Source organism: Paenibacillus sp. 8b26, assembly GCF_050626875.1.
Lineage (GTDB): Bacteria > Bacillota > Bacilli > Paenibacillales > Paenibacillaceae > Paenibacillus.
Genome location: NZ_CP192445.1, coordinates 1,499,036 through 1,522,676, shown reverse-complemented (window position 1 = coordinate 1,522,676; position 23,641 = coordinate 1,499,036). Strand labels below are relative to the sequence as shown.

Annotated in this window: 23 protein-coding genes and 1 pseudogene; 17 read left to right on the top strand and 7 right to left on the bottom strand. The window is 45.5% G+C overall.

The genetic code is table 11. From position 1 onward, the window contains the following. Positions 1-162: 162 nt before the first annotated feature. Complete coding sequence (locus ACQ4MX_RS06755; RefSeq protein WP_431089864.1) at positions 163-1,011, top strand: hypothetical protein; 849 nt, start codon at positions 163-165, stop codon at positions 1,009-1,011. An 87-nt stretch (positions 1,012-1,098) separates the two neighbouring features. On the opposite strand, the gene ACQ4MX_RS06750 is transcribed toward ACQ4MX_RS06755, so the two are convergent. Further along, positions 1,099-2,145: an RluA family pseudouridine synthase gene (locus ACQ4MX_RS06750; protein WP_431089863.1), complete on the bottom strand. Its 1,047-nt coding sequence runs from the start codon at positions 2,143-2,145 to the stop codon at positions 1,099-1,101. Between the two features lie 245 nt (positions 2,146-2,390). Between ACQ4MX_RS06750 and recQ the strand changes: the two genes are divergently transcribed. Then, positions 2,391-4,289, top strand: a complete 1,899-nt coding sequence (gene recQ / locus ACQ4MX_RS06745) for a DNA helicase RecQ (protein WP_431089862.1) — start codon at positions 2,391-2,393, stop codon at positions 4,287-4,289. A 50-nt stretch (positions 4,290-4,339) separates the two neighbouring features. Then, complete coding sequence (locus ACQ4MX_RS06740) at positions 4,340-6,229, top strand: B12-binding domain-containing radical SAM protein (protein WP_134910619.1); 1,890 nt, start codon at positions 4,340-4,342, stop codon at positions 6,227-6,229. A gap of 237 nt (positions 6,230-6,466) precedes the next feature. Here the strand turns inward: ACQ4MX_RS06740 and ACQ4MX_RS06735 are convergent, their stop codons facing one another. From ACQ4MX_RS06735 to ACQ4MX_RS06715, 5 genes and pseudogenes are all read right to left on the bottom strand, one after another. Beyond that, entirely contained in the window at positions 6,467-6,556 is a 90-nt protein-coding gene (locus tag ACQ4MX_RS06735; protein WP_007429455.1) for a putative holin-like toxin, read from the bottom strand. A 161-nt stretch (positions 6,557-6,717) separates the two neighbouring features. Next, positions 6,718-7,008, bottom strand: a complete 291-nt coding sequence (locus ACQ4MX_RS06730) for a hypothetical protein (RefSeq protein WP_025684591.1) — start codon at positions 7,006-7,008, stop codon at positions 6,718-6,720. 803 nt (positions 7,009-7,811) lie between these two features. Next, positions 7,812-7,865, bottom strand: a pseudogene (locus tag ACQ4MX_RS06725) (putative holin-like toxin); the annotation flags it as partial. 6 nt (positions 7,866-7,871) lie between these two features. Beyond that, positions 7,872-8,477 carry a DedA family protein gene (locus ACQ4MX_RS06720; RefSeq protein ID WP_431089861.1) on the bottom strand — a complete coding sequence of 202 codons (606 nt, stop codon included), beginning with the start codon at positions 8,475-8,477 and terminating at the stop codon, positions 7,872-7,874. A 15-nt stretch (positions 8,478-8,492) separates the two neighbouring features. Then, on the bottom strand, positions 8,493-9,068 hold the full coding sequence (locus ACQ4MX_RS06715) for a class I SAM-dependent methyltransferase (protein ID WP_431089860.1): 576 nt from the start codon (positions 9,066-9,068) through the stop codon (positions 8,493-8,495). A 264-nt stretch (positions 9,069-9,332) separates the two neighbouring features. Here ACQ4MX_RS06715 and ACQ4MX_RS06710 point away from each other — a divergent pair, with 264 nt between their 5' ends. The 11 genes from ACQ4MX_RS06710 (at position 9,333) to ACQ4MX_RS06660 (ending at position 19,145) form a co-directional block, all read left to right on the top strand. Then, the gene (locus ACQ4MX_RS06710) at positions 9,333-10,169 is read left to right on the top strand and encodes a hypothetical protein (RefSeq protein ID WP_431089859.1); all 837 of its coding nucleotides are present in this window, start codon (positions 9,333-9,335) and stop codon (positions 10,167-10,169) included. A 79-nt stretch (positions 10,170-10,248) separates the two neighbouring features. Continuing rightward, complete coding sequence (locus tag ACQ4MX_RS06705; protein WP_431089858.1) at positions 10,249-10,605, top strand: FlxA-like family protein; 357 nt, start codon at positions 10,249-10,251, stop codon at positions 10,603-10,605. Positions 10,606-10,876: 271 nt separating this feature from the next. Next, entirely contained in the window at positions 10,877-11,182 is a 306-nt protein-coding gene (locus tag ACQ4MX_RS06700) for a hypothetical protein (protein WP_431089857.1), read from the top strand. Continuing rightward, the gene (locus tag ACQ4MX_RS06695; RefSeq protein WP_431089856.1) at positions 11,097-11,618 is read left to right on the top strand and encodes a hypothetical protein; all 522 of its coding nucleotides are present in this window, start codon (positions 11,097-11,099) and stop codon (positions 11,616-11,618) included. Before ACQ4MX_RS06700 ends, ACQ4MX_RS06695 begins: the two co-directional genes overlap by 86 nt. A gap of 658 nt (positions 11,619-12,276) precedes the next feature. Beyond that, entirely contained in the window at positions 12,277-12,702 is a 426-nt protein-coding gene (locus ACQ4MX_RS06690) for a GNAT family N-acetyltransferase (RefSeq protein ID WP_431089855.1), read from the top strand. A 180-nt stretch (positions 12,703-12,882) separates the two neighbouring features. Further along, positions 12,883-13,710 (top strand): helix-turn-helix transcriptional regulator, encoded by an 828-nt coding sequence (locus tag ACQ4MX_RS06685; protein ID WP_431089854.1) that lies wholly within the window; start codon positions 12,883-12,885, stop codon positions 13,708-13,710. Between the two features lie 130 nt (positions 13,711-13,840). Then, entirely contained in the window at positions 13,841-14,800 is a 960-nt protein-coding gene (locus tag ACQ4MX_RS06680) for an aldo/keto reductase (protein ID WP_431089853.1), read from the top strand. 633 nt (positions 14,801-15,433) lie between these two features. Next, positions 15,434-15,925, top strand: a complete 492-nt coding sequence (locus ACQ4MX_RS06675) for an 8-oxo-dGTP diphosphatase (protein ID WP_431089852.1) — start codon at positions 15,434-15,436, stop codon at positions 15,923-15,925. 2 nt (positions 15,926-15,927) lie between these two features. Next, complete coding sequence (locus tag ACQ4MX_RS06670; RefSeq protein WP_431089851.1) at positions 15,928-16,935, top strand: phosphotransferase family protein; 1,008 nt, start codon at positions 15,928-15,930, stop codon at positions 16,933-16,935. A 39-nt stretch (positions 16,936-16,974) separates the two neighbouring features. Next, positions 16,975-17,496 carry a GNAT family N-acetyltransferase gene (locus tag ACQ4MX_RS06665; RefSeq protein ID WP_431089850.1) on the top strand — a complete coding sequence of 174 codons (522 nt, stop codon included), beginning with the start codon at positions 16,975-16,977 and terminating at the stop codon, positions 17,494-17,496. Between the two features lie 614 nt (positions 17,497-18,110). Beyond that, entirely contained in the window at positions 18,111-19,145 is a 1,035-nt protein-coding gene (locus ACQ4MX_RS06660) for an NAD(P)/FAD-dependent oxidoreductase (protein ID WP_431089849.1), read from the top strand. A gap of 112 nt (positions 19,146-19,257) precedes the next feature. Here ACQ4MX_RS06660 and ACQ4MX_RS06655 read toward each other — a convergent pair whose 3' ends face one another. Continuing rightward, a complete protein-coding gene (locus ACQ4MX_RS06655) occupies positions 19,258-20,457 on the bottom strand; it encodes a hypothetical protein (RefSeq protein ID WP_431089848.1) in 1,200 nt (399 codons plus the stop codon). Between the two features lie 230 nt (positions 20,458-20,687). Here ACQ4MX_RS06655 and ACQ4MX_RS06650 point away from each other — a divergent pair, with 230 nt between their 5' ends. From ACQ4MX_RS06650 to ACQ4MX_RS06640, 3 genes are all read left to right on the top strand, one after another. Next, positions 20,688-21,344 (top strand): HD domain-containing protein, encoded by a 657-nt coding sequence (locus ACQ4MX_RS06650; protein ID WP_431089847.1) that lies wholly within the window; start codon positions 20,688-20,690, stop codon positions 21,342-21,344. 166 nt (positions 21,345-21,510) lie between these two features. Beyond that, positions 21,511-22,572, top strand: a complete 1,062-nt coding sequence (locus tag ACQ4MX_RS06645) for an SPFH domain-containing protein (protein WP_431089846.1) — start codon at positions 21,511-21,513, stop codon at positions 22,570-22,572. After that, on the top strand, positions 22,569-23,621 hold the full coding sequence (locus tag ACQ4MX_RS06640) for a sugar kinase (protein ID WP_431089845.1): 1,053 nt from the start codon (positions 22,569-22,571) through the stop codon (positions 23,619-23,621). Before ACQ4MX_RS06645 ends, ACQ4MX_RS06640 begins: the two co-directional genes overlap by 4 nt. The last annotated feature ends 20 nt before the right edge of the window (positions 23,622-23,641 follow it).

Here is a 23,641-nt window from a genome sequence, read left to right as displayed (position 1 = left end):
TTGCATAAAATGAAAAAAGAAACTTCAGCTAAAACCAAACGTATAATAAAATAAACGTAAGAAGCTGAGAATTATGAAGTTAAAATGAATTTGATAGCAAAAAGGATTTCACAATACCATCCCATGTTACACTGAAAGTAAAACGGTGAAAGGAGTTTCAAGATGCTGGCTTTGTCCGATCCGGCCTGGGCTTTGCTCCAAGGCCCCTATGGTTCCTCTCAATACGTCCCGGAAATGTTGAAGCAGCTCCAAGCCGGATACGACGGCGAAATAGCTGACACCTTGTATTGGGAGGAACTATATCACCAAAATACGTTATATACATGTACCTTTGCGGCTGTACCGTACCTCGTAGATATTGCGTTAAGCAGTTCTGATATAAGTATTCGAGCAGATATTTATAACATTTGCGGAATATTTGAAGCGAAAAATGTTAATCCCTTACATTCAAAAGTTCCGTTGGAATTTGCAAGGGATCAGGTAGAACTGGATGCAGGTCTGGCTGAGTATATATATGAACAATACCAGCAAGCCATTGTCCGGCTTACCGAATTGACCGAGGAAATGGTGTTGTATGCCAAGGATCACGAAGGAAATGTCGGCAAACGATATGTTTTGGCTGCGGCTGCTGCCTTTCAGGGTTATCGGTGCGTAGCTTATATGCTTCAAAGCTTTGATACTGGGGATGAATATACACTGGATTGTCCGCATTGCGGAACCCCGCTCTATATTTGGCCTGTTGAACATAGTGATGTTCTGGTGGTTTACGATAAAGATCCGGTAAATTCAAACAGTCTGGTTCCCTATTCGATCCAATCCGGCTCATTGGACCATAAAGGCTCGAATCTACAGTGGCTATACCAATATGCCCAAAAAATTGAGGAAAACAACCTTTTAGCGCACTTACCCTACTTAAACGGTTGGCTGAGTTGTCCTGTTTGCAATGCACCCATTTCCATTTGGGACGAGCTGATGAAAACGGCCAATGGTGTCCGAAAGCATACCGCTTAATGAATAAAAAAGGGAGCTGTATCATACAGCCCCCTGATTCCCCGTAGATTTTTCCACTTCAATTATTCCTGCTTGTTTTACGTAAGTCTACTCTCGAAACAGATTTAAAAAGGTTTTAGGAATGTCAGATTCAAACCGCAGCAATACTCCAGTGACGGGATGAATAAACGACAATACCCGCGCATGCAGGCCGAGGCGGCCGATAGATTTGGCTTTGGAGCCGTATTTTTTATCTCCGACAATCGGATGGCCGATATCCTCCATATGAACGCGGATCTGATTCTTGCGTCCGGTTTCCAAACGTACTTCCAGTAAGGAAAAATGCCGATTGGCCTGTAGCAGCTTGTAATGAGTAACGGCGTGCTGTCCGTCATTCGGATATGGGCTGGAGTACATTTTCAGCGTCTTGCTTTCCTTTAGCCATGAGGTGATGGTGCCCGCAGCTTTTTTAACCTGTCCTTCTACGAGAGCGATGTACGTTCGTTCATACACAACTTCCTTCCACGCTTGTTGCATTTCCTGCTGTATGGCTTCGCTTTTCGCAAACATCATGACTCCAGATGTATCACGATCCAGACGATGCAGCACAAAAATACGATTGTATGGATGTTCACGTCGAACATGTGCCGTAAGCTGACGGTATGCAGTTACTTCCTGTTCCTGCGCAGAGGCGACGGACAGCAGCCCGGCATCCTTGTGAATGACAATAATAGCCTCATCCTCATGCAAAATACGCAGCCCGGTCAGCGGCACCACGGGAGTGATCTTTTCCTTGGAGAGGGCCACTGTCTGACCTTGCTCCAGCGGAAAATTGAATACGGTACGAGGAATGCCGTTCACGGACACCTGTCCACGGGCCAGCGCTGATTTAATGGAATTGCGGCCCATGCCAGACACATGCTCTACCAAAAAATTCAACAGCTCGGCAGGCTCCTGTACAATATATGTTTTTGCAATGTTTTTTTCCGGTTTACCGTGCTCTCGGGCAGCATTTTTATCAAAAACCCCCGTTTTGCCCCGTGCTTCGGGTCTATGTGAGCCGGATTTTCCGGCGGGTTTGTGGCTGCGTTTGGCGTTGCCTGTGTTTGGCGTGGATTTTGTATGATTTTTTCGATTGGGTTTACGATTGTTCATGGGTTCTTTCTCCTTCTTGGTACCGTGTCTCATCATAGTAATGGACAAACTTGCGGCACCGTGTTCACTATATCATGAGAAAACAGCGAACGCCATGGTAGAAGGGTTCGATAAGAATTTCATTATACATTATACCTATGGACTTCCAGCGGTTGAACATTGCCCTGAACCCCGGTAAACTAAAGGTAACGAAAGATAAGCCGATATGCGTCGAGGACGCCAGAAATATGAGGGGTTTTGAAACTATGAGTGTACAAGCACCAACATTGGAACGGGCGCAGGATCTACTGCAAAAATTTTATGGCTATCCCGATTTCCGGGAAGGCCAGAAGAAAATTGTCGCCAGTATGCTGGAGGGCAACGATACGCTGGGCATTATGCCGACAGGCGGCGGGAAATCCATATGCTACCAAATCCCTGCGCTACTGCATGATGGGCTGACGATTGTTGTATCACCGCTGATCTCGCTGATGAAGGATCAGGTGGATGCACTGACCACGATGGGGATTGCGGCTGCCTATATTAATAGTACGCTGAGTGGCCGGGAAGTGAACGACCGCATACGTGCCGCACGGAATGGAGATTTGAAGCTGCTATATGTTGCACCGGAGCGGCTGGAGCTGGACTGGTTTCGCGATGAGATGGCGCAGTTGCCGATTTCCTGCGTTGCGGTCGATGAGGCGCACTGTGTATCCCAGTGGGGACATGATTTCCGTACCAGTTATCTGGCGGTGGCTCCGTTCGTGGAGGGGCTGTACGAGCGCCCGATTGTAGCGGCATTTACAGCAACGGCGACACCGCAGGTCATGGACGACATCGTGCGGCTGCTTCGCCTGCGTGAGCCGGAGACATTCGTCACGGGCCTGGGACGGCCAAATTTGGCGTTCAGTGTGCTGCGTGGGGAGGACAAGCGCAGCTTTCTGCTGAATTATGCGCGTGAGCATGACGGCGAATCGGGCATTATTTATGCAGCAACACGCAAGGACGTGGACGATCTGTACCAACGGCTGCGGGATGCGGGAATGGCGGCTGGGCGTTATCATGCCGGGATGACCGATCAGGAACGGGCAGACAGCCAGGAGGGGTTCCTGTACGACGATATTCGTGTCATTGTAGCGACTAACGCCTTCGGCATGGGGATCGACAAATCGAACGTGCGCTACGTCATTCACTACAATATGCCTAAAAATATGGAGGCTTACGTACAAGAGGCGGGACGCGCAGGACGTGACGGCGATCCGAGCCAATGTATTTTGCTGTTCGGACCGCAGGATATTGTGACCCAGAAATTCCTGATCGAGCAAAATCCGCAGGATGAGGACCGCAAGCGCAACGACTACCGTAAGCTCCAGCAGATGGTTGATTATTGCTACACGACTCGCTGCTTGCGTACGGCACAGCTTGAGTATTTTGGTGAGGCAGAGGAGCATGAGGCTTGCGGCACATGCAGTTCATGTACGGATGAACGGGAACTGGTGGACATGACCATTGATGCGCAAAAGATTTTTTCGTGTATTCATCGCATGCGGGAACGTTTTGGTGTTTCGATGGTAGCCTCGGTATTGAAAGGCTCGCGTAACAAAAAAGTGCTACAGTATGGCTTTGACAGCCTGCCAACCTATGGTGTAATGGGCAATCGGACGGAAAAAGAAATTTCTGAAATTATTAACGTCCTTGTATCAGAAGGCTACTTGTTGTTGTCTGAGGGACAATATCCGGTTGTGCGCTTGCAGCAGCCTGCCGCTGAAGTGCTGAAAGGTCAGCGCGAAGTCATGCAGCGTGTGGTGCGACATGCCACAGCTTTTGCAGGTGGGACAGGCTCACGTGGACGACAGGGACGCGATGCGTACCCAGCGGCAGTCAACGAAACGGTGTTCGAGCAACTGCGCCTGATTCGCCGCGATTTGGCCGCGCAGGAGCATGTGCCGTCCTATATCATTTTTAATGATGCTACGCTGCGTGAGATGAGTGTAGCGAACCCGCAATCTGAGGCGGATATGCTACGAATCAAGGGTGTCGGCGAAGTGAAGTTCCGCAAGTACGGCAAGCTGTTCCTTGATTTTTTTCAAAATCAGGGGAATGCCGGAGGAACGGTGAGTGAAGATGAGATTTATGCGGACGATGTGTACGAGGATTTTGAATAGCTATACTAAAAGATATGAGGCGTCATGCAAACTATAAAAGGTTGTGACCTATGAAAGTCATTTTATCAACGTTAAACGCAAAATATATTCATACCTCGCTGGCGATCCGGTGTCTCAAAGCCTACAGTGAAAAGGACTTTGACATTGAGCTGGCGGAGTATACGATCAAGGACCCTGTGATGAACATCGTATCCGACCTGTTTCAGCGGGGAGCGGATGTCATCGGCTTTTCCTGCTATATCTGGAACATTGAAGAGACGATTAAAGTCATTGATGTGTTGAAAAAGATTATGCCGGAGGTCAAAATCATTCTCGGTGGCCCGGAAGTCTCTTACGATACCGACCATTGGATGAAACGCCTGCCGAATGTGGATTTTATCGTTGTCGGTGAGGGGGAGGAAACCTTTCATCAGCTGCTTCAGGAGATTGAGGGTACGCAAAAGTACCATTTTGTATATGGACTGGCCTACCGTAAGGGAGAAGAGGTCATTCAGATGCCGGGCCGTCCAAAGGCGGACTTGAACGAGCTGCCGTCACCGTACCGCTTTGCAGAGGATATACCGGAATTAGGCAAACGGGTTGTTTATTTTGAAACCAGTCGGGGTTGCCCGTTCAGTTGCCAGTTCTGTCTGTCCAGTATTGAGGTAGGGGTACGTTATTACGATATTGAGCGCACGAAGTCGGATATTCTGTATCTGATCGACAACGGAGCCAACCTGATCAAGTTCGTGGATCGGACCTTTAACATTAAACGCGATTATGCGCTAGAAATGTTCAAGTTTCTCATTGAAAACCATCGCGGATGTGTCTTCCAGTTTGAGATTACGGCAGATATTATGCGTCCCGAGGTGTTGGATTATTTGGCGGAAAACGCGCCGCCGGGCGTATTCCGCTTTGAAATCGGCGTCCAGTCGACGAATGATCCGACCAATGAGCTGGTCAAGCGTCGCCAGAACTTTGCCAAGCTTTCCCGTACCGTTACGAAGGTCAAGCAAAGCGGCAAGATCGACCAGCATCTCGATTTAATCGCCGGCCTGCCTTTGGAGGATTACAACACGTTCCGTAAAACGTTTAATGACGTTTTTGCGCTCGGCCCGGAAGAGCTTCAGCTCGGCTTCCTCAAAATGCTGCGTGGCACGGGGCTGCGCATCGACGCAGACAAGTACAACTATACGTACATGGATGTTGCGCCTTATGAAATGCTGAGCAATGACGTCCTTTCCTTTGCCGATATCGTTCGGCTTAAACGTTTGGAAGATGTGCTGGAGAAATACTGGAACTCCCATCGTATGGATCACACGGTGAACTATCTGATCGAGCGCGAATTTGCGTCCGCCTTTGATTTCTTTCAGGAGTTCGGAGACTATTGGGAGGGACAAGGCTGGCAAAAAATCGGCCACCAGCTCGAAGACCTGTTCACGCGTCTCCAGTCCTTTCTTGAATCACGCGGAACGAAGCGAATGGATATGGTGCTTGGGCTGATGAAGCTCGACTATTTCCTGAACCATAAATACAAGCCGCGTAAAATCTGGTGGGAACACGCCTTGGAGAAGGACGATTGGTCCAGCTATATGAAAATGGCTCTCCAGCACCCGGATGCGCTGTTGTCACCTGTGGTTGCAGACTTTGTGGCAGATGCGACGCAAACTGCTGCACCTGCTTCTCATGCTACAGATGGCCATTCCGTTTCGGACAGTCCGCAGCCGCAGCCATACCGCGAGGTGATTCCGTCTTTCGCTTCCTTGAAGCTGGGTGAAAAGGAACTGCAAAAGCACGCTGTGCTGGATGTTCTGCCGTTCCGGCTGGATCATATTCTGAGTGGCGGCAGCCCTTTGACCGCCGAAGGCCGCACGCTGCTACTCGTAGTCTACCAGCAAAACGAACAGCAAAAGCCACTCTATTACACCATGCCGATTGGCAAGGAAATTGCAGCGATTTAAGTGGAATTATGAATAGAGAATGTTAGGTGGGCAATCTTACATTTGGGTGCCTGAATAAAAGATTTTCCATATTGGCAATATGGTTTTTCCTGTGATAAACTATAGCCAATAGGTATATACTAAAAAAGAGTAAGGATGCTTCCAACATCCTCACTCTTTGACAACAGCCGCTTATAAGGGCGGTGGCTGTGTTAACAAAGGCGCTGAAGTAGACCGTTTACCTTTGCTGAGGGCGGTCTACTTCTTTTTGTTGAAGGAAATAATCAAGATCACTAACGTTGCAAACTGAATCATCAACATCAGTGTATCTTTAACCTCCACAGGCATCACCTCCTTTGCAGGAGACTAGCCGACCGCCCATCTAAGCCATTCTGTTGTTAGTTTATAGTATATCATATGGATAGTCTTGCTAAAAAGGACAAAAATGAAAACGCCTGTTTCTAGGTGTTTGTTTTCTATTTAAGATAAATAGGTTTAGATTATAATTATTAGTCGGTATAAGATACGCGTAATTCATCTAAAAATTGTATGGCGTCTTTAAATCCTTGTAAATATATTTGGTTCTCCAAAATAGATTGAAGAGAGATTTGAGCATCTTCATATAAGAATAGTGTGTGTTCGAGATGCTCAGGAACGGATTCACGAATTTGCTGGAAGTATTGATTACATTCCATAGAAAATTGATTGTATTCTGGTGTGTTTTTGGAAAGCATGCTATACAATTTTTCTAATCGGTTTCTGATTATGGGTTCAATTAATATCTCTAAAGAATTAGACATGACTTGCAAACCTCCGGGATGAAAAATATTTTTAACACGCTATTAAAAATTATCATGTAAATATTGTATCATTACATAGCGATCTGGTATACCGAAAGGTGACATCATAGTGACATCAAATCAATAGGAAAATATCGAACATTGTGTGAACATTCTAGATTAACTTGAAAGATGAGTAAATAAAGGGAGAATATTACATTTATACACGTCTTTTTGTTAGACAAGCTACCATTGAAAATCTCAATGAAATCGCAGAATTGCTTGATCAATACCGAATATTTTTTAATATAGGAATCGGATATCGAGGGAGCGCGAGCGTTCTTAAAGGAGCGTTTTGTCGCAATGGAATCTGTCGTTTTATCCTAAAGGATATATAAGTTGAATTAGAGAATGTACATAGAAAACGGAGTAGGCGGAATGGTGCTGTACAAGCGAAGCGGTCGCTTTCAAAGCTTTCCATAGGAAAGCCCGCTTCGGAAGCATCACCTCCCTGGATTTCTACCCTAATCATAGGCTTAATTCGAGAAATCCGGGGGCGGTGGCGATGGGAAGCACCATCCGTCTGCGGAGTGGCACCACATGTAACTTTCCATTTCAGTTTATATAGCTCAGAAACATGGAAAGCTAACTGGAGCCAAAGGAATGGGTTTAACAACAGGAAGGGATAATAAGATGGCTCAAAGGTTTTATGAAAGAAACAGCTATATCAGGAACAACGGCTCCAGCATACAACAACTGCATAAAGAGCAGTCGGCCGCGTAAGATAAGGTCGGAAATAGACCGTTTTCCTTAGTCAGGGCGGTCTATTTCTTTTTCATGTAGGTAAGTAACGCCAGAATGAACATGCCGAACATGAGTCACCTTCATTCCTCAGTTGTTTTCTTCCCCCAAACGTATTTCATTATAAAAAATAGTATTGCCAGTACCATAAGAAGCAACGCGATCTGTAAGCCATAATGATGTATAAGTTCTCCTGCTGTTTGTACATGATCGGCGAAAAAATGTCCGAGCAAAAAGAAGATTAGCGTCCAGATCAAGCCTGTTGAGTAAGAGAACAAAGCATAACGCCTGAAGCTCATTTTATTGATCCCGACAATATAAGGGATGATGTGACGAACAATCGGCAGAAAATAACTGATGCAAATGGTGAAATTGCCATACTTATGTACCAAATTTTCCGAAAATGTAATGTACTTGACCATATTCTTTTTTCGTCGTAAACGATCCAGTACGGTTGTACCCAAGAATCTTCCCAATACATAACCTAAGGACAAGCCCGATATAACCCCTAGATATACGATGAAAAAGGCGAGTAGCGGTTGAAGTATTCCCATGCTGGTTACAGCCCCGCCAGTCATCACAATCACTTCGTCTGGAATGGGTAGCCCCACAATCCCGAGCCATAGGGAAAAAAATAGTGCCGCATAGCCATACTGTTCGATGATGGAAATTAAGTATTCAACGTCCATAACGACTCCCCCTATTCATGCTTTCTTCCGGCATACATAGACGAAAGCAGGTGGAATGTTCATGGGCACAAACTTGATTTCCTCAATATCAAACCATTCCCCTAACTGCTGCTTCATTTGCTTGGAATATTGAAAGGCAATAAACATTCCCTGATCCTTGAGCGACAGGTGAATCTGTTCTACAATTTGATCTCGCATTGCTTGGGGGAAATTAAAAAATGGCAGCCCGCTTATAATGCAGTCAAGCTTTTCAATTTCGGCATTTTGCATAGCACGTTGAAGCTCACGGGAGTCGGAGTAACAAAGATAATTCGGAAATTTCTTTTTTAAATCTCGTCGCATTGTCTGATCCTTCTCAAAAAGCAGTACCTTGGTTTGTTCCTTTGCAGCAGATGGAATGTATTGAGTGATTGCCCCGGTACCAGCACCAAGCTCGGCAACACTATGAATTTCACTCCATGGAATGGATTCGATCATTTTTTTAGCTAGAAATCTGGAGCTTGGTGTTACACTACCCACATAGGCTGGCGAATGGAAAAATTTAAATAAGAACAGAAATCTCTCGTGAACCAAATGACTAATACGGATCATGAACCGTTCCCCTACTTTCGATTTTCTGAATACGTTCGTTTATTCTCTGCTAAGAGTAACAAATTATACCTTAGCTTGCTCCTGTCTGGAGTAGGGTTCATATCCCCGTCCTACGGCGGGGATTTTCCTCGACTATAGTCCAGGGAGCAGTGGGGAAATTATTCAGTTATCATTCAGCGTATCCTCAGGTTGCATTCAGTTTCGCTACCGATGAAAGAGAGGTGGGCAACTAAAAACATCATGTACACTGAGAGGGGATCTACTTTGTCACTATCCATTAACAGGCATCTGATCACGACTTCCTATGATACCTCGAATACGGTGAAGTCCAACGAGATTGGATTAAATAACACAGGTAACATCACACACAAGAAATCTAACGATTCACTCGAATTGAGCACGGAATTTATGGAATATGCGGGTGGAATGCAAGCCTCGATTCCTACGGAAAACTACAGTAAGGATTACAAATACGATCAGGATGCGTTTACGCTGACTACGGATCAACAGAAAACGTTATTATCCGAGCTGCAAAGCTACCTGATCTCTTCAAGCGCCTTATCTGAACCAGATGAACCTACTAACAGCAATACCAAGAACCCGCTGGCTTCGGTTACCGAGTTATTATCCAATCTGGATCTTTCGACGGCAACGGATGAGGAAGTATCGGATCTATTCGATAAAGTAGCAGAAACGATCCAGAGTAACCGCCCTGCACCGCCGCCCAAAGATGACTCCTTCCAATCGGAGGTCGATAGCAGCGGTTTACCCCCTATGATGCAAGCGATAGGTGGGATTATGCCTCCGTTCGTATGGAATATACAGAAGACCTCGAACCAGGAGGACAACAGCACTACATCTGAAAAGGAACTTACGATAGATGAAAAAAGATCTCTCATGAGTGATTTGCAAAGTATTCTGAGTTCCAGTCTGGTATCCAGGTCGACGTCCTCAGAGGATGATCAAACAACGGATCTGTTGTCTGCATTAAAAAATGCATGGGGCAATACGGACGAATCGAATGCGACAGATGAAGAAATATCGGCTTTATTTGATAAAATCGCTAAAGTTTTTGAACAATCTGTTTCATCATCTTCATAGTTATACCTTGCAATACCATTACTTAGAGTTAGTTAGCCCACAACTGTAAACCCATACTATTATAAAGGCGGAATCTATTATGAACATTTCATCGACATCCAGCAGTTCTATATCTATTGCAAGCACCACATCTTCATCCAGCACCAATGATACAGCTAGTCTGGAAAAGCAAAAAGCTCAACTTGAAGCGGAGTACAACAAGGTACAGCAAAGTAAGGATAATAAAGATACAAAAGAAACGAAAATGAAGCAGATTCAGCAGCAAATTAAACAAATTGAAGCGCAGATTGCCCAGCAAAGTTCTCAAACCAGCGGTACTTCAACTCAGAAAGTGGAAAAGCCAGCTCCACCAAGCAACACGGAAACCACTCGTGTCAACACTGCTAACAGTAGCGACATTACCGGTGTTGGGAAGTCACTGGATATTTCAATCTAATCCAATCTTTTTTTCTCATTGTACGGCAGACGATAGACAGCAGAAGACAGCAGTTAGCAGGCTCTCCGCCTTATTGGAGGGTCTGCTTTTTTGCATTCAGCAAACCTTCAGTGAGCACTCATTTTATTTTCAATTTAGTGTTCTAAGATGAGTTTGTAGCCGATAAGGACAAGCAATTCACTCCTTAAAAGTTACCTGACACCTTATAGAACCATCAAGTCCATGCATACAGGCTTTACCAAACTATACTTTGTGAAAAGGGATGAATTTTATGAAAAAGAAATTGAATGTAATCGTTACGGCTGTACTGCTGGCTTCCATTACTGCATCGTATGCTTATGCCAGCTCCTCGACGGACGGAACAGCCGCTGCTTCTACTTCATCATCTGTAACTGCCACTCAAGAGGATTCCGCTACAGTAACTTCCACAGACACCAGTGCCACAGGTACTAGCGCAACCGTAGAAGCCCCACCGGAAGGAACGCCCCCGGATGGCGAGCCACCAAGCGGACAACCAGGCGAAGGCTCGGACAGCTATACATATCTTCTATTCTACCAATACAGAAGCTGTGATTAACCTGAAAGGGGCCAAATTAAAAGGAAATACAGGAGTATTGCTGAACGCTGCTGCTGACAAGTGGGGAACCACAGGTTCAAACGGGGCGAATATAACACTGAACGCGGACAATCAAACATTGCCGGGCAGCATTACTGCGGATAAAGTCAGTTCCATTACAGCTAATCTGAAAAACAAAACAACCCTGAAAGGCGCTATGAATTCGGAAAACACAGCCCAATCGGTTGTGTTAAATCTCGATAAAACAAGCAAATGGGTCGTTACAGCAGATTCTTATCTGACCTCTTTGACAGACAGTGACACTAAACTCTCCAACATCGTGGATAACGGACACACCATTTATTATGATGCAAGCACGAGTGCAAATAGCTGGTTGAACGGGGAAACCATCACCCTGTCCGGCGGCGGTAAGCTGATTCCAGTCAGCGCTTCATAAGTAGCTCATTCGATAGAGTTGGTAGTTGAATCTATAAAAAGGTAGTTGCAGGTCTAACAAATCCACAACTACCTTTTTGCATTTAATTTTACAAAAGATAACCAGTTTCTATCTTGTTACTGTATCTAAATATAACCCTTGAGGAACATCTCCACGAGGTCCTATTTTGATGACATAGATATAAAAGGATATGATCTTCAATAGAATATAAAATGGGTATGAGCCACACGGAGACGGTATAAGTTAATATAACCTTGCAATTTTTTTATGTTTAACTCAGGATGTCGTGGATAGAGCCTAATTCAATTTCGTAATTCATTTTCAAAATCCTTTAACTTGAAGCTTGTTCCATTGTCAAATTCTTTTTTTACATTCTTCATAGCTTGGATATCGCTGTCTGTAAGCGGCTCATCGTCATATGGGATGTGAGAGTCTAAAGGGTGATTAATCAGACGTTTGATTAAGTATAAGTTGGGAGAGTTCCTTTTTGTTTACTGCCATTAATATCAACTCCCTATATGAGAAATGTTGACCACAAATAAAAAGAATATACCACTAATATATCATAGAAATAATGCAGGGTAGTAACAAGGGTGAAGCTTTAACGTGAATCTCTATTTCAAGCGATGATAAATTTTTAATTTGGAGGAACTATGCCATGACATTGGAAAATCAAGTGAGTCGAAGCAGTAAGGATGAAGCGCGATTTGTCAGAAATAAATTGATTGAATTTAATGCGAAACACATACCTGAGGATATCCGAACCCGGTATGAGGAGATTAATCTTACTCTCAAAAACGACGATGGTCAGGTGATCGGCGGTCTGTTAAGTGTGCTGTGCTGGAACTGGGTGGAGGTAGATATTTTGTGGGTAGATCAGAGCTACAGAGGGAAGGGCTATGGTTCACAGTTGCTTGGTGAGATCGAACAAATCGCCAAAGATAAAAAGTGTACCTTTATACAACTCAACACGTTTACTTTTCAGGCCCCCGATTTTTATGAAAAGCAGGGGTACGAAGTGATCGGCGTCATTGATGATGCCCCCCGAGGTTTTAAGCACTATTATTATAAGAAAAATATCTAGCGAGGACTCTATATATGCGTGTTCAAATCAAGGAAATCGAAAAACATCATAAAATAATGATTCGTAGTGACGGTGAGGAAAAAGTGTTCGGCTATTGGGCGCGCTTTTAGTTATGTTTATGTACAGATTCGGTTGAGGTAAAATGGTATACATAGTGATTGATCCGAGAAGAGGTGGCACATGTCTAGTGAAAATAGTAAATCGAAAACGATGGGTGCTTTTCTGAAATCACGCAGAAATCGACTTCAGCCGGAACAGGCAGGAATTAGACGTTCACAGGGGCAGCGAAGAACGCCGGGACTCCGACGGGAAGAAGTCGCTATGCTGGCTGGTGTCAGTGCAACTTATTATACATGGCTGGAACAAGGGAGAGAAGTAACAGCTTCCAAGGAGATTATCGAGAGTATAGGAAAAGCACTACAGTTAACCGATGATGAGAGCGCACATCTGATTCAATTGTGGAATCCCAATGAGACGGTTGCCATTTCGTCCATCCACACAACGCTGAACCCGCAATGGCAGAATATTATCGAGCAATTGTCCTATCCTTCCTTCATCAGCAATGACAGGGCGGAGGTGCTCGCTTGGAATAGCGCAGCGAATAAGGTCATCACCGATTTTTCTTCCATGCCAGTTTCTGAACGCGTCATGATCCGATTGCTGTTCGTTGATTCGGGGTTACGTCGTCGTATGATTAACTGGGAAGAATTTGCGTCGTATTCGGTCGCTGTCTATAGAACCTACTATGACAAGTATCGGGGAGATCCTTGGTTTGAGGAAACGGTGGAGCAGTTGCGTGTGGAAAGTACAGAGTTTGACACGATGTGGAAGCTGCACAATATCCAGCTCAAAAAAGTGAACCGCGTTTCTTTTCGAATCCCCGGTGCTGTGGATGTAGTTTCATATGATATTAATTCCCTGGCGAGTATTGTAGACCATCCGGATATGCATATGTGTATCTACACGCCGATTTTGGAAGGGAAAGCTCATTCAAGTAAACAAAAATAACCTGATGCTGACCTTGTGCCTGGTAATCTTGTTACTAGCATAAACATACTGTGGTTGCCTCCTTACAGGTGGATTAGAATGAGTATTGTTCAATTCATCCATTACCCCAAAGAAAAGAGGGAGCCATTATATGCAGAAAAGAAAACTGGGACGCGAAGGGCTGGAGGTGTCGGCTCTGGGTCTGGGCACGATGATGATGCCGAACAACGAGGAGTCGGTACGTACGCTTCAGGGAGCGCTGGATCTGGGTGTGACATTGTTCGATACAGCAGATATTTACGGTGAGGAGTACGCACAGCAACAGTTTGGAGGTAATGAGAAGCTGGTTGGACGGGCACTCAAGGGTCGACGGGATGAGGTTGTGATCGCGACTAAATTCGGGATAACGCACACTCAGGGTCCCAAGGGAGATCCGGCTTATATTAAAAAGTCTGTAGATGCCAGCCTATTTCATCTCGGGATTGATTATATTGACCTGTATTATCAGCATCGGATCGATCCCAATACCCCAATCGAAGAGACCGTTGGAACGATGGCCGATCTGGTCAAGGAAGGGAAAATCCGTTATATCGGCCTGTCGGAAGCGACCGCCGAGCAGATCCGTCGCGCCCATGCGGTGCATCCGATTACCGCGCTGGAAACCGAATACTCTTTGTGGAGCAGAGAAGTGGAAGACGAAGTTCTGCCGCTTCTGAAGGAGCTGGGAATCGGCTTTGTGCCGTATAGTCCACTAGGTCGAGGCTTCCTCACGGGCCAAATCAAGAAGTTCGACGATCTGCCAGAGGATGATTATCGCCGTCACTTTCCGCGATTCCAGGGCGAGAATTTCGCCAAAAACCTGGAGGTCGTCACCCTGGTCGAAAAGTTCGCAGCCCAAAAAGACTGCACTGCCGCTCAGTTGGGATTGGCATGGCTACTGGCACAGGGGGATCATATCGTCCCGATTCCGGGAACGAAGAGACTGGAAAGAGTGCAGGAAAATCTCGGCGCTCTACAGGTTTCCCTGTCGGAAGCCGAGCTTGCGGAGATCGAATGCATCTCGCCGAAAGGCTTTGCCGCAGGTTTCCGATATCCCGGTGGTCATGTCTAAGAACCTGAATGGGGCTATAACAAACGCAGTGCTACAAGACTCTTTGCTTTGGTACTGTGCAATGGCACCACTGGCAATATGAAGTAGATATTGGCATTACAGTAGAGCTTTTTATGAGACCGTTTCTTTCTGAAGTCGCTGGGTAGTACCAACGGCTTTACGGAAGAACGGTCTTTTTTTTCGATGATGCACCTACACAAAAATTCTGGTTCGGTTTTTAGATTTTGGAGAAATAAGCAGCTATTACACTGGCCAAAGTCACAACTTCGATAACGATGATGGCTGCTGTCGCACTGCCTGTTGCATCGGTGATCATGCCAAGCACGGGAGCAACAACCAAGGCGCCAATGTTCGAAACGGTGACAATAAATTCGCTGGTTTGATTAGGTTGCTTGTGGCTGTGAAAGCTCCGTAGCCCATGTCCAGTAAGTCCCGCCGTATAGGTAGGCTGAATTTCAATTTATTTTGAACGTCCAATACATTTTAAGGCATGAATTCTTTGATCCAGTCTATAGTTTGAGTTATTGCGCGATATAAAATAACGCGTTAAAGTTGGAGAATACCATATTTAACCACGCGGTACCGGCTGGAAAGATAGAAGTTATACTATAAAGAATAGTGATAAAGAAAGGTATGATCGGATTGACCACAGAAGTGACACACAAAATATATACGATGTGCATGATTCAGGACGGAACCAAGGTATTGCTCATCAACAGACCGGATAAAAAAGGCTTTCCGGGTTACATTGCGCCAGGGGGGAAAGTAGAGTTTCCAGAGAGCATTGTAGGTGGAGCCATTCGTGAAGTGAAGGAAGAAACCGGACTAACGGTTACGGAGATTGTATTTAAAGGAATTGACGAATATTGCGACCCGAGCCAAGGATTAAGATATATGGTCTTTAACTATTTAGCTACGGCATCTGAAGGAGAATTACTGGAAAATCCTCCTGAGGGAGAACTGCTATGGGTAGATATGAAGGAAGCGCTAGACTTGCCGATGCAGGATTGGTTTAAACGGAGATTTCCGTTGTTTTTCGAGCCGGGAACGTTTGAGGTAAGTTTGGTTTGGCTGGCGGATACCGACGAAACCCTGGAAGTAACGGTCAAAAATTATGGTGTGTAGAGATGACGACGACCATTTATTTTTCATCTAAGCGGTTGGGGGAGGTCACGGCTGATCAATTGCAACGGATGCTGGATCGTTTTGATTTGGGTCGCCTGATATCTTCGGGAAAAACGGCAGAAGGTGTCATGGGACAAACCCTTTATGTTTCCTCAACGGCTGGAAAGTTTGTGTTGAAGGGGAATCCGCTTTTTCCAGGGCAATGGGTGGAAGAAAAGTTTATGGTGGAGCAGCTGCACACACGGACTCCAATTCCTGTGCCAGCTCCGTATCTTGTGGATGAAACCGAGGATATTTTTGGCTGGAGCTATGCTGTTATGCCCCGTTTAGACGGTCAGCACATACATACACCCGAGTTGCAGGCGAAATGGACTCCGCTGGCTAAACAACAGATAGCTGAGATGCTTGCTTCTGTACTGTTGGTGCTTCACAGCTGGAAGGTTGAGAACAGTGGAGAGCTGGATACAATCAGTCTGGCTATTCGTCCTTTTGAAGTTTCTTATCGGGCGTGGTTGTATGGGCGGATTCGATACTGGCTAGAGGATGCCCGAAAGTACTCGGACATTTCTGCACAGGATATGGCATGGGTAGAGTGTATTTTGGAAGGCGCACACAAAGCATTCGATGATCTGGATACCAGTACATTCGTGATGGGGGATTTTAAACCACAAAATTTCCTAGTACAAAACGGGGATAACGACTGGAAAGTCAGCGGGCTTTTTGATTTTACAACAGCCTATTTTGGGGACGGGATTGCAGACCTTCCGAAAATAACCATAATGTATCTGGAGAATGGAGAGGAAGAGCTGGCCAGACGTTTTCTTACAGCTTACTTGAAAGGGATGGAAGACAAAAAAGGATTTGTAGAGCGCTTCCGGGTGCATATGCTGCATCAGCAGATTTTAAATTGGGGTTGTGCCAAAGCGATGAAGCAGGTCACTTGGGATGACAAGCTATCTTTTACAGATTGGGCTCGGAAATTCACGGATATTGAGGGTTATGAACACTAAGCAGAAGAATTGAGATTTTAATATGAGGAAGTGATTGACGTGCAAACAGTCAGATTGGTAAAGCCGGAAAACGTATGGAAAGAGGCCTATCTTTCTTTTTATGAGGATTGGAAAAAGAGTCAGGAGCTTATGGTACCGTGGGTGATTTCTACAGAACCGTATGATTTTGAAGGTATGCTGACGTTTTTGAGTAATCAGGAAAATGGAATTGGTCTGTCTGAGGGCTGGGTCAAAACCTCAACATACTGGCTGGTGACTGCCACTAAGCAGGTCGTCGGAGCGGTGAACATCAGGCATAATCTTAATGAAAAGCTGTTGAATGCCGGAGGGCACATCGGCTATGGTATCCGTCCTTCCGCACGGGGGAACAGCTACGCGGTTACTATGCTTGCGTTGGCACTGGAAAAAGCAAAAGAGCTGGGGATTTCCAGAGCTTTGGTCGTATGCGACTCCGATAATATTGCCTCCAAAAAGACAATCCTCAGAAACGGGGGCATGCCGGACTGGGATTACGTAGAGGAAGACGGGAAGCGTATGAACCGATTTTGGATAGAACTGTAAGCAGATTATGGCATAAAAAAGGCGAGCTCGTTTTGCTTGATAGCAATGTGGACTCGCCTTTTCGCAGATTACGATGGAGAGGGTTTATTTTTGATGCAATACAATAAACCGTTCTTTATCTGTATTGCTGGCTAATGCACTGGCACGAAGTTGGTTATCGCTCGTAACGCCCACAAAAAGATGATTCTTTTGCGATTGTAATGTAATTAATCCGTTAGCCGCTTGGGAAACGATAAATTTCTCTGCATCTCCTGCTGTTGCACTTCCGGCGGTAAGTAGCTGATCATCGCCTACGGATACGTAGGAGTCTGTTCTTTCGGGCTTAAAGTTGTACAGCTTGTTGCCTATATACTCCAGCGTAAAGGTTTTCGGCTTTTTAATATTACTTTGATCATCCGTTTTAAAACGGTATGCTATGGCACGTTGGTGAGGCGAAAACGAACAGTATGGATGGTATTATCAACCATATCATGGTGCATGTGCGTAGAAAATGTAGTTCCAAGGTCGCAAAAGCCTCCGAAGCGGATATGTTTTTAATTCTTAATTGATATTGATAATTATTATCACTTATAATAGAAGCAGACATATCACGTTAAGGTAGGGAGAGTTGCAGAGTGACAGAGTCCTTGGAATTATATGATGTAACGATAATCGGCGGTGGTCCTGCCGGCATGTATACTGCATTTTACAGCGGAATGAGGGATATGAAGACCAAGCTGATCGAAGCCAAGCATGAGCTGGGCGGACGGATGCGCATTTACCCGGAGAAGATGATTTGGGATGTTGGAGGTGTCACGCCGATATTATGTGAAAAGCTGATTGATCAACTAGAGCAGCAGGCGCGGACATTCGAGCCTACGATTGTGCTGGGACAGCAGATCACAGGTTTGGATCGGCAAGAGGATGGAACGTTCCTGCTGACCTCTGCGACAGGGGAACAGCATTGGACACGTACGATAGTCTTGGCAGTAGGCTATGGCATTCTCAAAATGGCCAAGCTGGAGATTGAAGGCGCTGACCGCTATGAGGTAACGAACTTGCATTATACTGTGCAAGAATTGGAGCCGTTCCGAGGCAAGCATGTCCTGATTTCTGGCGGAGGCGACTCGGCTGTGGATTGGGCGAATGAGCTGGAGTCTATTGCCGCGAGTGTGACGGTAGTCCATCGTCGAGAGCATTTTGGCGGACATGAGAAAAATATAGTTCGCATGAAAGCGTCTTCTGTCCAAGTCCTGACACCTTACGCGGTGAGCCAGCTACATAGTAACAATGGCGAGACGATTGAACAGGTGACGATCAGCCATGTAGAGACGGGTGAAACACAGATATTGAACGTCGATGCAATCATTGTGAATCATGGTCTGAAATCCGACTTCGGCCCGCTTCGGGATTGGGGACTGGATATGGGTGAGTGGCACGCCAGAGTGAGCGAGAAGCTGGAAACGAATCTGCCGGGAATTTTTGCCGCAGGCGATTTTGTGGAGTACGGAAGCAAGCTGTATCTGATTGCAGGTACATTCACGGATGCTGCTCTTGCACTGAACAGCGCCAAGCTGTACATTGATCCCGGAGCAGATAAAGTGGCCTATGTATCTTCCCACAACAGCCGTTTCAAGGAGAAAAACCGCGAGCTTGGTGTCGTGGAGTAAGATGCGAAAATAAGTTTAATAGGATAGGGATAGGGATAGGGTAGGCAAAATGCAAAAGAACTTCCGTGACTACTATTAGAGTGGTTTTGGAAGTTCTTTTTTGCATGTGCTATTACGAATGATCCAGTCGAATGATATGAAGGGTGCTGAGGTCACGGTCAAATATGGCGGCTTCTTTATGTTGAATCCAGATCGCGGTCACTTCGGAATCTGGGCTAAAGGAAAGATTGGCGATCCAACGGAAGGTATCCGAATCGGCAAAGGCAATTCCCCCAGATCTTGAAAAATTCAATAACCCAGAGGGAATATAATAGATATAGTCGGAATCTGGTTGGAATAAAACAGATTTCGCTTTTCCGTGTTCAAGCAGAAGAGACTTGGTATGTTTGAGATTTGTTGCGAAAACCTGATTTTTAATCACATGGTAAGGAATAAATGCATCACTCATATGTCCCCATTCAAATTGTCCGTCAGCATTGTATTTTCGAAGTCTGAAAGTAGCTTCACCTTTTATTTTGATATCTGTTTCTACAACAAAAGATCCGTTGTCTAGAAAATACAGATTCCAGAAGGACTCCTCTTCATAGTAATACTCTTTTTTTACTTTATATTTGGTATCCAGAATTTTAATTACAATCCCTTTCCTTGTGGCAGAAACTGTTGCATAAATCTCGTCTTTAGAGGCTTGCTGTAAAGTTCCATTAATTTTTTTAGTCTTGATCAGCTTTCCGTTTGAGTCGAGGTAACGCAATGTAGTTTGATTACCCGCAGAATAGGATACAAGTAAGATATTGTTTTTCAGCATAAAATAGTCCCAACTCATAAAAGTCCATCCTGAGGGCTTTGGTTGGGAGAGTGAACGTGTGATTTTGCCCGTTTGTGCGTTAATAGTATGCAGGAAGATGGTACTTTTGTTTTCACTTGTAGCGATGATTTCGTTGTTCTCCTGCACAGCCTCTATTGTTTGCCTTAGACTATTTGCAGATCCAAGGGAGGTTCTCCACTTCGTTTCCCCTGTTTCCCGGTCCACAGATCTAAACACCAGCTCATTTTGAGCAGTTGTATAATTGAGAACAATTAACTTCCCTGTTTTGTCCGTAAACATGCTATGTAAATTATAGACATCCGGAAATTCAACACTTTTTTCTAAACCATACTTCGCGGGCTTTAATTCCCCAGTCATGTCGGATAACTGGACAGATTGAAGTACAGGAATTTGTCCAGTTTCATTTTCAGCTTTAGCATGTCCATTCCAAAAGCTGAGGCTCATGATTAAAGTAAAACATAGTAACCACCCATTTTTTCGTTTCATACCGTTCCTCCAAGTTTATTAGAATCTTGCTTGTATATCATACATGAGTCAGAGTATATCTACCTGTTATTTATAGGCCTAAATGACTATTTTTTTATGAAATATATCGTTCGTAACTTTTTATCCGTTGATGTTTGGATCCCATACACCATATAGAATAAAATAAAGATGGCCTGTCCATTTCGACCTTATTATAGTATTTTGAATAGAGAAATAAGGAGCGTGAAAAAATGAGTATACGAGAGGAAGCTATTTTAGCAGATATTATTCAAAAGGCAGAACCCTTTGTACAGCAGCAGTTGGAGCATGACCACAGTGGTCACGATTGGTGGCACATTGACCGGGTGAGAAAGCTTTCCCTCGAAATTGCTGCCAAAGAAGGCGCAGATACGTTTATTTGTGAACTGGCAGCGCTACTGCATGATGTAGCGGATGAAAAATTAAACGACTCCAAACAAGCGGGGCTGGATAAAGTGGAGCACTGGCTGCGTCTGCATGTAAGCGATTCGGGCGTGATTACGCATGTGATGACCATTATCGCTACAATGTCCTACAACGGTGGGCAAAATCCGCCTATGAATACGCTGGAAGGTCAGGTTGTGCAGGATGCAGATCGGTTGGATGCACTTGGAGCGATTGGCATTGCGAGGACTTTTATGTATGCAGGCTCAAAAGGCAGTATGATGCATCACCCGGAAAAGGATTTTTCACAGCATGCTTATCGTGCTACGGGGAAAAGTGCTATATATCATTTTTACGAAAAGCTGTTAAAGCTCAAGGATTTAATGAATACCGCGTATGCCAAGGAGTTGGCGGCTGTCCGGCATCAATGGATGGAGATGTATTTGGAGCAGTTTTACAGAGAGTGGAATGTGGATGATAAATAAGGATTTCAATAAGGCTGTTTCCTCTAACCGAGTGTATCGGAGGGGAAGCAGCTTTTTTTATATAAATGTCATATTGATATTATTGAAAATGTATGCTATTTTATTGTTAATAACTAATTGATAATAACAAAATAATAAAAACTAAAACGAAGGCGAGGCATCTGCCATGTTCGGGTTTAATTTTGTGAAATTTCAGCCCAGTGAGTATGTGATGAAGGTGAGAAACGGGAAGGTAGTTCGGGAAGGAGTGGGATTATCTTTTTATTATTACGCTCTAACAACCTCGGTCGTCGTCGCTCCTGTATCTTCTATTGATGTGCCGTTCATATTTGAGGAAATGACCCATGATTTTCAGGCGGTGACTGTGCAGGGGCAACTAACCTATCGGATTGTGGATTACCGGAGAACGACGCAGATTTTGAATTATACGTATGATTTGAAGACCAAACGCTACATTTCGGATGATCCGGGCAAGCTGGCCCAACGGGTGATTAACATTGCCAAGGTGCTCACCAAAAAATATCTGGAGCGTATCCCGCTCAAAGAGGCTGTTCAATCCAGTGAACGTTTGGCCCAAAGCATGACGAAGGATATCGCTCAGCATGCGGAAATCGAAAAGCTCGGCATTGAGGTCATGGGCCTGTCGATTTTGGCGATTTTGCCGAATAAAGAAACAATGAGAGCATTGGAGGCACAGGCGAGGGAGGAAATTCTTCGCAATGCGGATCACGCCTTGTATGAGCGTCGGAATGCTTCCATTGAGCAAGAGCGGCGTGTGAAGGAGAATGAGCTGAATACCGAAATTGCAGTAGAGACGAAAAAGAAGCAAATCCGCGAAACCCAGCTCGATGCCGAACGTTCAGTAAAGCAGAAGCAAAGCGAGATGAAGGAGGAGCAACTGCGTTTTGACACGGCTTTGGAGGAGAAAAAACGTGAGCTGATTGAGCTGACCGTAACGAATAAAAAGGCGGAAGCCGATGCCAAAGCCTATGAGCTGACAGCAGTCATGAAATCGTTGCAGGATGTCGAGCCGAACGTGCTTCAGGCTATGGCAAACATGGATATGAGTCCGGATAAGCTGATTGCCATTGCATTCCAGGAGCTTGCAGAAAATGCAGGGAAAATCGGTCAGTTAAACATTACGCCGGATTTGTTGCAAGGTCTGATGTCGGGTACGGGGGCAGGCGGATCGGAAGGAACGAGAGGATCGGGAGGAAGAGTGCGATGAGCAGTCGGATGACAGAGCACAAGATCATTTTGGTGAAGCGTAAAACACGTCTGGAGGAGCTGATTGTCCGGTATAACACCGTGCAGCAGGCCCGGTTTTTTATAGAACGGCTGGGTGCGGATTTCAGTGATTATGTGCTGGAGGATGAAAATTACTGCAGAGCGGTAGCAACGGCAACTTCGGAGCTGACAGCCTTGGGGCGGGTCCAGATTGTGGAGCGGGAGCATGTGCCCAACTTTATTTTTGGTGAGCAGGATACAGTAGTGGTGCTAGGTCAGGACGGGCTGGTGGCTAACACGTTAAAATACTTGACCGAACAGCCGTTGATCGGTGTGAATCCAGATCCATTGCGTTGGGACGGGGTACTGCTGCCATTTACGGTATCGGATTTGCGTTGGGTTGTGCCAGATGTGTTCGTACACAAACGTCCGATCAAGGAGGTTACGCTGGCTAAAGCCCAGCTCAATGATGGTCAGTCGTTGTATGCGGTGAACGATTTGTTCATTGGACGCAAAACTCATGTTTCTGCAAGATATGAGCTGAGGCTGGAGGATCAGGTAGAGCAGCAGTCATCCAGCGGCATCATCGTGTCGACGGGGCTGGGCGCGACGGGCTGGCTGGCCAGCGTGCTTGCCGGGGCAGCCGGAATTGTCGGCAGCGCTACGCAGCGCCCAATTTCGCTGACCCCAGATCATCTGATGTCAGGCGCAGCCTTCCATCCAGAAGCAGCGGCAGATGGGCGAAGACGAAGCCGGGGGAGCAACGGGCGCGACTATAGCGGGAATGATAACGATCATCATGATAACCGCGCAACGTGGAGTTCGCCATCGTTATATTTTACGGTGAGAGAGCCCTTTCCCAGTCGGACGACTACTGCGGATCTGGTGTTTGGTCAGGTGGAGGCCGGAAAGCCGCTGCGGATTGCTTCGCAGATGCCGGAACATGGAGTGATTTTCAGCGATGGAGTGGAAAGCGACTTTCTGGAGTTTAATGCCGGGATTGAGGCGACCATTGGTCCGGCAGAGAAAAAAGGGCATCTGGTCGTGTAGAGGTTTGCACAGGACGGCAA